This is a genomic window from Paenibacillus sp. NPDC093718, from assembly GCF_050279985.1.
Taxonomy (GTDB): Bacteria; Bacillota; Bacilli; order Paenibacillales; family Paenibacillaceae; genus Paenibacillus_AQ.
Window position 1 is genome coordinate 78,888 of the sequence record NZ_JBNNUS010000004.1, and the last position, 12,067, is coordinate 90,954.

10 protein-coding genes are annotated in these 12,067 nt (G+C 53.2%); all 10 read right to left on the minus strand.

The annotated features are described in order from the left end of the window. Positions 1 to 1,416, minus strand: a complete 1,416-nt coding sequence (argH, locus tag ACQKPA_RS13300) for an argininosuccinate lyase (protein WP_071219779.1) — start codon at positions 1,414 to 1,416, stop codon at positions 1 to 3. A 132-nt stretch (positions 1,417 to 1,548) separates the two neighbouring features. Beyond that, entirely contained in the window at positions 1,549 to 2,781 is a 1,233-nt protein-coding gene (locus ACQKPA_RS13305) for an argininosuccinate synthase (RefSeq protein ID WP_260069440.1), read from the minus strand. Between the two features lie 107 nt (positions 2,782 to 2,888). Continuing rightward, a complete protein-coding gene (gene argF, locus ACQKPA_RS13310) occupies positions 2,889 to 3,845 on the minus strand; it encodes an ornithine carbamoyltransferase (protein WP_427492907.1) in 957 nt (318 codons plus the stop codon). Positions 3,846 to 3,903: 58 nt separating this feature from the next. Next, complete coding sequence (locus ACQKPA_RS13315) at positions 3,904 to 5,121, minus strand: acetylornithine transaminase (RefSeq protein WP_427492909.1); 1,218 nt, start codon at positions 5,119 to 5,121, stop codon at positions 3,904 to 3,906. 235 nt (positions 5,122 to 5,356) lie between these two features. Continuing rightward, a complete protein-coding gene (gene argB, locus ACQKPA_RS13320) occupies positions 5,357 to 6,193 on the minus strand; it encodes an acetylglutamate kinase (RefSeq protein ID WP_427492911.1) in 837 nt (278 codons plus the stop codon). Positions 6,194 to 6,224: 31 nt separating this feature from the next. After that, on the minus strand, positions 6,225 to 7,451 hold the full coding sequence (argJ, locus tag ACQKPA_RS13325) for a bifunctional glutamate N-acetyltransferase/amino-acid acetyltransferase ArgJ (RefSeq protein ID WP_427492913.1): 1,227 nt from the start codon (positions 7,449 to 7,451) through the stop codon (positions 6,225 to 6,227). Positions 7,452 to 7,469: 18 nt separating this feature from the next. Continuing rightward, positions 7,470 to 8,525 carry an N-acetyl-gamma-glutamyl-phosphate reductase gene (gene argC / locus ACQKPA_RS13330; RefSeq protein WP_427492915.1) on the minus strand — a complete coding sequence of 352 codons (1,056 nt, stop codon included), beginning with the start codon at positions 8,523 to 8,525 and terminating at the stop codon, positions 7,470 to 7,472. 390 nt (positions 8,526 to 8,915) lie between these two features. Continuing rightward, complete coding sequence (locus ACQKPA_RS13335; protein WP_427492917.1) at positions 8,916 to 9,485, minus strand: GNAT family N-acetyltransferase; 570 nt, start codon at positions 9,483 to 9,485, stop codon at positions 8,916 to 8,918. A gap of 330 nt (positions 9,486 to 9,815) precedes the next feature. Continuing rightward, complete coding sequence (locus ACQKPA_RS13340; protein ID WP_071219787.1) at positions 9,816 to 10,721, minus strand: YitT family protein; 906 nt, start codon at positions 10,719 to 10,721, stop codon at positions 9,816 to 9,818. A gap of 26 nt (positions 10,722 to 10,747) precedes the next feature. Then, positions 10,748 to 11,861, minus strand: a protein-coding gene (gene prfB / locus ACQKPA_RS13345; RefSeq protein ID WP_113059739.1) for a peptide chain release factor 2 whose coding sequence is annotated in 2 segments (ribosomal slippage) — positions 10,748 to 11,788 and positions 11,790 to 11,861 — 1,113 coding nt in all. Because the reading frame shifts where the segments join, the coding sequence is not laid out codon by codon here. Positions 11,862 to 12,067 lie beyond the last annotated feature (206 nt).

Genomic DNA, 12,067 nt, shown 5'->3' on the forward strand with positions numbered 1-12,067 from the left:
TTACTCTACATTCCCTTGACGGAGACCCAGCCATTCTTCCGTAACCTGAAGGGTCTGCACGCTGCGGTCAATGGCCGCCTTCACCTGCTCGGTTGCCGTGCCGCCGTAAACGTTACGCGCATTGACCACCGTCTCCGGTTGAAGCACGCCATAAATGGAATCGTCGAACAACTCCGAGAACTGCTTGAACTCATCCAGCGTCAGGTCCAGCAGATACTTGTTGTTCTGGATGCAGTACAATACGGTCTTGCCGATCACTTCATGCGCTTGACGGAAAGGAAGCCCTTTGCCAACCAGGAAGTCCGCGATGTCGGTTGCGTTGGAGAAGTCGGTATTCACCGCTTCGCGCATGCGCCCTTTGTTGACCTTCATCGTGGCAATCATCGGTGCAAACAGCTGCAATGCGCCTTCCAGCGTAGCCACCGTATCGAACATGCCCTCTTTATCTTCCTGCATGTCCTTGTTATAAGCAAGCGGCAGGGATTTCAGCACGGTGAGCAGACCCATCAGGTTGCCGTATACCCGTCCGGTTTTGCCGCGGACCAACTCAGGTACATCCGGATTCTTCTTCTGCGGCATAATGCTGCTGCCCGTACAGAACGCATCATCCAGCTCAATGAAGTTGAACTCGGTGCTGCTCCAGAGCACCAGTTCCTCACTCAGGCGGGATAAGTGCATCATGATGATGGAAGCATCCGAGAGGAATTCAAGAATGAAGTCGCGGTCGCTGACCGCATCCAGACTGTTCTCGTAAACGCCGTCAAACCCAAGCTGCTCCGCCACGAAATGGCGGTCGATCGGGAACGTCGTACCCGCAAGCGCGCCTGCCCCGAGCGGCAACACATTAATGCGCTTATAGCTGTCGATCAGACGGTCGATGTCCCGCTGGAACATGGACACGTAAGCCATCAGATGATGCGCGAACAGAATCGGCTGGGCACGCTGCAGATGGGTATACCCCGGAATAATCGTGTCCAGGTTATCCTTCGCTTGCCCGATCAATGCGGTTTGCAGCTCATGCAGCATGCCGGTCAGCGCCACCACGCGGTTACGCAAATACAGATGCATATCCGTAGCTACTTGATCGTTACGGCTGCGCCCTGTGTGGAGCTTGCCGCCGACGGGTCCGATTTCCTCGATCAGATTCTTCTCGATGTTCATATGGATATCCTCATCCGAAACGGAGAACTCGATGCTGCCCTCACGGATGCGCTCCAGCACCTTGTTCAAGCCAGCCTTGATCGTCTCCACATCTTCGGCCGGCACGATGCCGCATTTGCCCAGCATGGACACATGCGCAAGGCTTCCCTGGATATCCTCCTCAGCCAATTGTTTATCAAAACCGATGGATGCCGTATATTCCTCTACCAATGCGTTGGTCTGCTTCGTAAAGCGTCCGCCCCATAACTTGCTCACAACACTTGCCCCTCTCTGTTTAAGGCAGAGGGCCGCTTCCCGCTTAAGAAGTCCCATTGATCCCGGTTACGCGAGAATCAACGGAAGCTCCCTTGCATGAAAACGGCCTTCAGCCTGTTCATTATTGTACACTTATTGATTCTGGTTCACGCCGGTTGCCACTTTCAAACGCAGTGCGTTCAAGCGGATAAAGCCGGTCGCATCACCCTGATCATAAGCTTGCGTTGGATCGGCTTCCATCGTAGCGATATCCGGGTTGTACAGGCTGACCGGACTCTTCACGCCTGCGCCGATAATGTTGCCTTTGTACAGCTTCACGCGCACCGTACCCGTCACGTTCTTCTGACTCTCGGTTACCAGCGCCTGCAGTGCCAGTCGCTCCGGCGCAAACCAGAAACCGTTATAAACCAAGGTGCTGTAACGGGTAATCAGGCTGTCGCGCAGGTTCATCACTTCGCGGTCCATCGTGATGGATTCCATTTTGCGATGAGCAGTGAACAGGATCGTTCCACCCGGCGTCTCGTAGACACCGCGGCTCTTCATGCCAACGAAACGGTTCTCCACCATATCCACGCGACCGATGCCGTGCTTGCCGCCCAGCTCGTTCAGCTTCTCCATCACTTGCAGCGGGCTCATCGATTCACCATTCAGCGCAACAACATTCCCTTGCTCAAACGTAAGCTCGAGGTATTCCGCCTCATCCGGCGCATCCTCAGGCGATACGCTGAGCAGGTACATATCCTTGCTGTCCTCTGCGCTTGCATCGAACCAAGGATCCTCCAGCACGCCGCTCTCATAACTGATATGGAGCAGGTTGCGGTCCATGGAGTAGGATTTCGCCGCGGATGCCGTCACCGGAATGCCATGGGCTTCCGCGTAAGCGATCATCTCTGCGCGACCCGGGAAGGAGTTACGGAACTCCTCGATGCGCCAAGGCGCGATTACTTCTATGTCCGGTGCCAAGCCGGCTACGCCCAGCTCAAAACGAACCTGGTCGTTCCCTTTGCCCGTAGCGCCGTGCGCAATCGCCGTCGCGCCTTCGGCACGAGCGATATCCACCATTCGTTTCGCGATTAATGGACGCGCGATGCTGGTGCCGAGCAGGTACTGCCCTTCGTACATAGCACCCGCCTGGAACATCGGATAGATGAAATCATTCGCAAATTCGTCGCGAAGATCGTCGATGTATACTTTAGAGGCGCCGGTCGCCAGCGCTTTTTCCTCAAGTCCGTCCAGTTCTTCCTTCTGGCCGATATCGGCCGTGAAAGCAATGATCTCCGCATCATAGGTTTCTTTCAGCCACTTCAGAATGACGGACGTATCCAGACCGCCGGAATACGCCAGCACGATTTTTTGTTTTGCCATGGTTAAACTCCCTCTCTTTGTTACTAACAACCCTGTCGTTCATTATACTAAAGATAACGTCCATTGACGCATTTTCATAGAGAATGTCCGCTCTGCCATAAACGGCTTTATGCCATCAAAGCAACCATCAAAGCCTTCTGGGCATGGAGACGGTTCTCAGCCTGATCAAAAATGACGGAGTTGGCACCATCGATTACGCCTTCGCTGACCTCTTCGCCCCGATGGGCCGGAAGACAATGCAGGAACAAGTAATCCGGCTTCGCTGCCTTCACAAGCTCCTCATTCACCTGGTAGTCCGCAAAGGCGGCTTCCCGCTGTGCCTGCTCCTCTTCAAAGCCCATGCTTGCCCATACATCCGTATAGATCACGTCCGCATCCTTCGCGGCTTCGATCGGGTCTTGCGTAATCGTAATTTTGCCGCCCGTTTGCGCCGCGATTTCCTCGCTCAGCTTCACGATGCTGGCATCCGCCTCATAGCCCTTCGGACTGGCTACGGCCACATGCATACCCATCTTGGCTCCGCCAATCAGGAGCGAATGCGCCATGTTGTTGCCATCGCCGATAAAGGCCATTTTGAGGCCTTTCAGCTTACCCTTGTGCTCCAGGACCGTCTGCAAATCGGCCAGCACCTGACACGGATGCGCCATGTCGCTCAGGCCGTTGATAACCGGAATAGAAGCATATTTCGCCAGGTTGACCACGTTGTCGTGCCCGAAGGTACGGATCATCAAGCCGTCCAAATAACGGGACATCACCTGCGCCGTATCGCTGATCGGCTCGCCGCGTCCGAGCTGAATATCGTTTTTGCTTAAAAAGAGTGCATGTCCGCCCAACTGGAACATCCCAGCCTCGAACGACACCCGCGTCCGCGTGGACGACTTCTCAAAAATCAATCCGATCGTCTTGCCTTTCAGCGGCTGATAGACTTCGCCGTTCTTCTGCTTGCGTTTGATCTCGATTGCCGAATCGAGCAAGAACTGAATCTCTTCCGTAGAGTATTCGTCCAGCTCGATCATATCCCGCCCTTTCAGGCTTAATTCCTTCAATTGTCCGCTAGCGGCCATATTCTTCAGTCCTCCTTAACCATGCTGTTATTGTCCAAAATGCTACTGTACGATTCTTCTATGCTTGGCTAACCGTCGTATGCTCAAGTATAAGTTCCGTAACAATCGATACCGCCTGGTCGATCTCTTGTTTTGTGACGTACAGATTCGGAAGCAGCCGGATCACATTCGGTCCTGCCGTTACGAACAGCAGCCCGCGGCTCTGGCCTTTCAGCACCAGCTCGCCAACCGGTTCAACGCATTCAATGCCGATCAGCAAACCTTTACCCCGGATCGCCTTCACAAAGGGATGACTACCGAGGCTCTCATTCAGCTTCGTCATCAAATATTCTCCGGCTTCGGCCGCACGCTGCGGCACATTGTCCTCCAGCATCGTTTCGATAGTGGCCTGGATGACGGCGCTCGCAATCGGTGTGCCTCCAAACGTGGTCGCATGGCTTCCTGCCGTGAAGGCTTCGCGCAAGTAAGCTTTACCCAGCATCGCGCCGACCGGGAACCCGGATCCGAGCCCTTTGGCCACGGTAAAGATATCCGGCTCGATGCCGTAATGCTCATGCGCAAACAGCTTCCCGGTCCGGCCCATGCCCGTCTGCACCTCGTCCACGATCAGCAGCAGTCCGTGCTTTTTGCACAGTTCGGTAACGGCTTGCAGGAACTCCGGCTCCACCGGATGCACGCCGCCCTCCGCCTGCACCATTTCGATCATGATCGCAGCGGTGTTGTCGTTAACAGCCGCTTCCAGTGCCGGAAGGTCATGCAGCGGAACGCTCTTGAAGCCTGCCGGAAGCGGAAGGAAGCCTTCCTTTACCTTATCCTGGCCGGTGGCCGTCAGCGTAGCCAGCGTCCGTCCATGGAAGGACTGCGCAAACGTAATGACCTCGTAGCGTCCCGTTCCCTTCACCTTCTGATGGTAGCGGCGCGCCAGCTTAATGGCCGCTTCGTTCGCTTCCGCTCCGCTGTTGCAGAAGAAAACCGCATCCGCGCAAGTGTTCGCTGTCAGCAGCTCGGCTGCTTTTTCCTGACCCGGAATGTGGAACAGGTTCGAGACATGCCACAGTTCATCCAGCTGGGCCTTCAGCTTCTCTTTCACCTTTACCGGGGCATGGCCGAGATTCGTTACCGCCAGGCCGGCCATAAAATCAAGATATTTGTTGCCTTGAGCGTCCCATAACCAGCTGCCTTCCCCTTTGACCAGGGCGATTGGATATCTGGCGTACGTTTGGAACAATGAGCTTTCGTTAGCTGCTTTAACACCGCCTGCTGCTTCTTTTCCCATGACCTTCACACACTCCTTTGCATTTGGACAAAACAGATTCATGAATCCTGAACACTGACAACCCCAGACATCACTACGCATGTGGATTGTTCTTCCGATCGCTGTTGCCCCCAGATTTTTTATTGAAATGGTTGCAGCGGTTAAAATCCGGGGGCAAAGGCGACCGCGCTGCTTCTCCAGAACAATTCCACCTTCTCCGTTGAAGCCGTTATATTGTACAATCTCGAATCTAAATCTACATCCGCACGATGCGCGTGCCCAGCACTTCTCCGCCAAGCACTCGGCTCAGTACATTCGGCTCGCTTCCGTCCACGATGACAACCTCGCTCACCTTGCCGTGAATGCAGCTGATCGCCGCTCTGACCTTCGGTATCATGCCGCCATAGATTTCGCCGGTTCCGATCATATCCTCGATCTCCTGCACCGTCACGGTCGGAAGCACCCGCTTCTCGCCGCCCGATCCCTTCATGATCCCCGGCACGTCGGTGACAACGATCATCCGGTGAACCCCCAAGTGGGAGGCAACGGCTCCAGCCGCCGTATCGGCATTGATGTTGTAGCGCTGACCGGACGGATCCACCCCGATCGGCGCAACCACTGGCATGTAGCCCATCTCCAGCACACCGCTCAGGATGGATGACTTCACAAACGTAACGTCGCCTACCCAGCCAACTTCCGCGTGGTTCGTCACCGGTTTGGCCTCGATCAGCCCGCCGTCCGAGCCGGACAAGCCGATAGCAGAGCCACCTACGCTTTGAATCCGGCGTACAATCTGTTTATTGATAGTGCCTGCAAGTACCATCTCCACAACGTCCAGTACATCCTCCGTCGTCTTGCGCAGCCCGTTCACGAACTCGGTCTCGATGCCAAGCTTCTCCAGATTGCCGGAGATCGCGGGTCCGCCACCATGAACGATAACGGCGTTAACTCCCTTTAGCTGCAGATCCTTCAAATCCTCGAAGAAGCTGTCAGGAAGCGCAGCGAGCGTGCTGCCGCCGCATTTCATCACGAACGTATCCGCACCTGATGTTTTAACCGGCAGCGTATCCTTTTGATCGATCGTGCTCTTCATATCCGTCTCCTCCGTCCTACTGAATGTTTATCTACGTACGATAAGCCGCATTAATACGGACATAGTCATAAGTTAAATCACAGCCCCAGGCCGTAGCCGAGCCATTTCCGATATGCAACTTCACGTCAATATCCACCGTGTCACCCTGGAGGTAAACCAGAGCCGCCTCCTCGTCAAAAGCAACGGGCCTTGACTGCTCCAGCACCGAAATCGGGCCAATGGCAATATCGACCGTCTCCGGATTAACCGGACGGCCCGCACGGCCGACAGCCGCAATAATGCGTCCCCAGTTGGCATCCGCGCCGAATACGGCGGATTTGACCAGGCTGGAGCCAATGATCGTCTTGGCAATCGCTTGCGCGTCATCATCGCTCTCGGCACCGTCCACGCGAACCTCGATCAGGCGGGAAGCTCCCTCTCCGTCACGCGCAATCGCCTTCGCCAGCTGCTGGCAAACATAATGGAAGCCAGCTGCGAATGCATCCCAATCCGGGTGCTCCGGCGAAAGCATGTCGTGCCCCGCCAGTCCGCTAGCCATCGCAACCAGCATATCGTTGGTGCTTGTATCGCCATCCACCGTAATCATATTAAAGGTCAGATTGGTCGTTTGGCGCAGCAGCAGCTGCAGCGCTTCCTGACCAATGACCGCATCTGTTGTCATAAATCCGAGCATGGTCGCCATGTTCGGATGAATCATCCCCGACCCCTTTGCTGTTCCGGCGATAGTCACCTTCGTACCGTTAACTTGAACGGTCACGCAGGCTTCTTTTTTCACGAGATCGGTTGTCAAAATCGCTTGGCTGAAGCTCTCAGCCCCTTCGCTTCCGCCGCTGAGTCGTGCAGGCAGGCCGGCGATCCCCGAGGTAACGCGGTCCATCTTCAGCAGTTCCCCGATCACTCCCGTTGAGGCAACGGCCACATCGTTCTCGTCCAGGCCGAATTGCGCAGCCGTATTGGCACGCATCGTGTAAGCGTCCTCTTCACCCTGCTTACCCGTACAGGCATTGGCATTTCCGCTGTTCACAACGATTGCGCGAAGCTTGCCGTCCTGCAGGCTTTCACGCGTTACCTTCAGCGGTGCCGCTTGAAACAGATTCGTCGTATATACAGCTGCCGCCACGGCAGGCACGTCACATACAATGACGCCCAGATCGTTACGGTCGGTCTTCTTAAGTCCACAGTGGAGCCCGGCAGCCTTGAAGCCTTGCGGCGTTACGATGCTGCCCCCATCAATAATCGCAAACATATTCTCTCCCATGTCTGTATCCCCAGCCGCTTACGGATAAATCGGCGTAAACGTAAGTCCGAGGCTCTCCTCCCATCCCATCATCAAATTCAGGTTCTGGATTGCCTGACCGGCCGCACCCTTCACCACGTTGTCAATGACCGATATAATGGTCACTCTGTTCGTACGCGCATCCACAGCAAATCCGATGTCGCAGTAATTGGACCCGCTGACTTCTTTTGTCGCAGGCCACACGCCCAAGTCCCGGATTCTCACAAACTTGCGATCCTTGAAATACTGGCGATACAGTTCAATAAAATCCTCTTCCGTGTATGGACCATTCAGCGTGGCATACATAGTGGTCATGATTCCCCGCGTCATCGGCACCAAATGGGTGGTAAAGGTAACGGTAATCGGTTCGCCCGCTACCTGAGTCAATACCTGCTCAACCTCAGGAATATGCTGGTGCTTATTCACCTTATAGGCTTTGAAGTTCTCATTGATCTCGGCATAATGCGTCATCAAATTCGTTCCCCGGCCTGCACCAGATACGCCGGATTTGGCATCGATAATAAGGGAAGAGGCATCAATCCATCCCGCGCTGATTGCCGGAATCAGCCCGAGCAGCGTTGCTGTCGGATAGCAGCCCGGATTGGAGATGAAATCCACATCGCGGACCTCTTCGCCAAACACTTCGCATAGGCCGTATACGGCTTTCTCCAATAGTTCCGCACTCGGAGCCGTATGCTTATACCACTGTTCATACACTGCTCCATCTTTTAAGCGAAAATCTCCCGACAGATCAATAACCTTCAGGCCTGCATCCAGCAGCTCCGGCACCAGCTTGGCACTGACCCCCGAAGGCGTGGCCGCGAACACTAGGTCTGCCACCTCAGCGATTTCCGCCGGGTTAACGCCATCCAGGTTCTGGGTCATGATATTTGTCAAATGCGGAAAACCATCCGATATCGGTACGCCTGCCGTCGATGAAGAGATTACCGATGTAATCTCAACGCGCGGGTGTGCTTGCAGCAGCCGGATCAGTTCCACGCCACCGTAGCCGGTAGATCCAACAATAGCAACTCTTACTGTGTTTGTGTCCGTCATATCCTCATCCCTCTCCCCAAGGAACAGCTGAAGGACCTTATGCAAGGTCCCATTCATCCATCCTTCATCTCTACGCCATGCTCATCCGTATAACTTCTTCCGAGCGATCACGCTGCCGCTGATGCTATCCTCATCATATGATGGGTTATCAAAAACCACGCGTGTCTACTGGTGCTTCTTGATATCATTTTTGCTTCAAGAAGCAGTCAAGCTGGTGATGATCTTCTTCGGAGTTTTTTGTCTCCTGCGTTAGCACACTCTTTATTCATAGCTATTCATTGACTTTATCCGTCTCATAAATATGTATTATTATACGACCGTATTCATATAAATACAATGGATTATTCAAATTTGGTCCCAATTACAAGTGAAATCCGTTTCATACAATGACTAAAGTGCTGATTCATATTCTTCTTTTAGCATGGAATATAATTTGAGGTCCCAATGCCGCCCTTTGGTCTTAATCCCCTTCCTCAACGTCCCCTCATAGGACATGCCGATCTTCTCCATAACACGCTGAGAGCCGATATTCCCTTCTATGCAACGAGCTTGGATGCGCACAAGATCCATTTCACCAAATCCGAGCTTCAATAGAGCAGAAGCAGCTTCCGTCATGAGACCTTGTCCCCAACAATCCCGCGCGAGTACATATCCAATCTCTGCACTCTGCTGTTCCGGCTTCCACCATACGAAATCCACCGTCCCGACCAGACGTCCGTTCTCCTTTAGCTCGATCCCCCAAGGGGCAATATCATGCTTGGCATACTGGACCAGTATAAACTGGATAAATTTCTTACTGTCGCTGATCGAGCGGTGAGTTTCCCATGTTACGTACTTGGCAACCTCATCATCAGAGGCATAGGCATACATTTGTTCCGCATCCTGCATCGATATTCTGCGAAGCCGCAGGCGCTCGGTTTCCAATACCGGCAAATTAGCGTAGATCTGTTCGATTTCCATAATCTCCTACCCCCTGAACAATATTAGATACCATTATATGCTCTTTACTAGAAAAATAAAGGAAAATTCATGGACGATAGTCTGACCCTACCCTAAAGGCCGATCCCATAAGAAAAACGACGATCGAAGCACTTCACAGAAGATGACGGCGTTTAGAGGAAGTTCTGCTTGCGATATCAGGAAGGCTCATGCCTCGAAGTTTTGCTTGCAACTCAACAAATGGTTCAGCTTCGCTAAAATCTTATACATTCTATAGCCCACAAAAAAAGAGACGGTGATATACACCGTCTCTCCATGTGCCGAGAACCTTTCGACACCGTTTCTATTCTATTACGCCTTGATATTGCGGAAGCCTTCACCCAATACCTCATGGGCATTGCTAATGATGACAAACGCATTCGGGTCCACCGATTGTACCACCGTTTTTAGACGGGGAATTTCACTCTGTCCGACGACGACCATCAGAACCGTCCGGTGTTCACCCGTATAGCCTCCCTCTGCGGTCAGCTTGGTTAAACCACGGTCGAGATCCTCGAGAATGGCCTTGGTTATCGGCTCCGTATGATCGGATATAATGTAAGCCACCTTGGTGAAGCTAAAGCCCAGCTCAATCGCATCAATCACTTTCCCTGTCACGTACAGTCCAATGAGTGCGTACAACGCCTGCTCCAGCGACAGCACGAGGGCTGCCGAAGAGATCACAATGGCATCCAAGAGCACGACGCAAAGGGAGAAGCTGAGGCCGCTGTATTTTTGCAGGAGCTGAGCCACGATGGTCAATCCACCGGTTGAACCCCTGCCGCGATAGACCAGCCCCATGCCGATCCCGACGCCGATCCCGCCATAGATGGAAGCCAAGAGGGGATTGGAGGTTGGAATCGGCCAGTCCTTGGTCAAGAAAACGAACAACGGCAAAACCACGCTTCCCAAAAGGGAACGAATGCCGTAGTCACGTCCAAGCAGCCAGAAGCCGAGCACAAACAAGGGGATATTCAGCGCCCACTGCGTAAAGGCCGGTTCAATGCCGAGCCATGCTTGCGCAAGAACGGACAATCCGGACACACCGCCTGAGGCGATGTGGTTGGGCAAGAAAAACAGATTAAATGACAGCGCCATAATAAAGGAGCCGATGATGATAAAAACGGTGTCCACCGTCTGTCGAAGGGGACCATTGATCGGAATCAGGGGTTCTCTTTTTCTTTTGTTAATCGATGGATTGCCAGCGGATTGCGCCATAGTTCTTCAAATCTCTCCTCAACGTCCTACTCGACTTCCTGCTTGATCTGGCTGCGCAAATATCCATCGATAAAAGCATCCAGATCCCCGTCCATGACGGCTCCTATATTACCGGTCTCCACCTGTGTGCGATGGTCTTTAACCATGCTGTACGGATGGAATACATACGAGCGGATCTGGCTGCCCCATGCGATGTCGGACTGCTCACCGCGGATTTCCGCCAATTCCTTTTGCTGCTCTTCGATCTTGCGCTCATAGAGCTTGGAACGAAGCATGGTCATCGCGCGCTCACGGTTCTTAATCTGGGACCGTTCATTCTGACAGGTTACGACCACACCCGTTGGCAAGTGAGTGATCCGTACGGCCGAGTCCGTCGTATTGATATGCTGACCACCGGCGCCGCTCGCACGGTAAGTATCAATCTTCAGGTCCTCCGTGCGGATGTCCAGTTCAATCTCATCGTTAATCTCCGGAACAACGTCACAGGACACAAATGAGGTATGTCGACGGCCGGAAGAATCGAACGGGGATATCCGAACCAGGCGATGCACGCCTTTTTCAGCCTTCAAATACCCGTAAGCATTGTAGCCCTTAATGAGCAGTGTCACGCTTTTGATTCCCGCTTCATCCCCAGGCAAATAATCCAGTGTCTCTACCTTGAAGCCACGTTTCTCCGCCCAACGCGTATACATGCGATGCAGCATTTGGCCCCAGTCCTGCGACTCGGTCCCCCCCGCGCCCGGATGCAGCTCAAGGATGGCATTCATTTTATCGTAAGGCTGGTTCAACAGCAGTTGGAGTTCAAACTCTTCCACACGCCCAACCAGGTCCTTGATCGTCTCTCCAATTTCTCCCGCAAGGGAGTCATCGCCTTCTTCATCCGCGAGCTCGATCATCACGACGGCATCGTCGTAATCCGCTTGCAGCTTCAGATATTGATCCACGGATGACTTCACGGCATTCATCTCGGCAATGAGCGCCTGAGCTTTCTCATTGTCGTCCCAGAAATCCGGGGCTGCCATCTTTTCTTCAAAGTTCTCAATCATCTCCTGCTTTAAATCTAAGTCAAAGAGACCCCCTAAGATTGGTTAGTTTCTTGCTAATTTCACGCAGGTCCTGCTTCACACTTGGATCGATCATGAGTCCTCGCCCTTTCTTATCTTCATGTAATAATTTCAGTATACCCTCTCCTGTATGAAAAACGTTCCATTTCAAGAGAAAATCCATGTCACATCGCTTCACAACATGTTTCGCTGTTTATTCAGATAAACTCCCTTAAGCGCAGCAGTGATTTCGGATCACGGTGGAATAGACCACAATCACCCGGTTCATCTGCCGTTCTTAAG

What these genes read in the sequence shown, in the direction of transcription:
- ACQKPA_RS13305 (WP_260069440.1), bottom strand. Translation starts at nt 2,781, where the DNA reads ATGGCAAAACAAAAAATCGTGCTGGCGTATTCCGGCGGTCTGGATACG.
- argB (WP_427492911.1), bottom strand. Translation starts at nt 6,193, where the DNA reads ATGAAGAGCACGATCGATCAAAAGGATACGCTGCCGGTTAAAACATCA.
- ACQKPA_RS13340 (WP_071219787.1), bottom strand. Translation starts at nt 10,721, where the DNA reads ATGGCGCAATCCGCTGGCAATCCATCGATTAACAAAAGAAAAAGAGAA.
- ACQKPA_RS13335 (WP_427492917.1), bottom strand. Translation starts at nt 9,485, where the DNA reads ATGGAAATCGAACAGATCTACGCTAATTTGCCGGTATTGGAAACCGAG.
- ACQKPA_RS13315 (WP_427492909.1), bottom strand. Translation starts at nt 5,121, where the DNA reads ATGGGAAAAGAAGCAGCAGGCGGTGTTAAAGCAGCTAACGAAAGCTCA.
- argC (WP_427492915.1), bottom strand. Translation starts at nt 8,525, where the DNA reads ATGACGGACACAAACACAGTAAGAGTTGCTATTGTTGGATCTACCGGC.
- argF (WP_427492907.1), bottom strand. Translation starts at nt 3,845, where the DNA reads ATGGCCGCTAGCGGACAATTGAAGGAATTAAGCCTGAAAGGGCGGGAT.
- argJ (WP_427492913.1), bottom strand. Translation starts at nt 7,451, where the DNA reads ATGGGAGAGAATATGTTTGCGATTATTGATGGGGGCAGCATCGTAACG.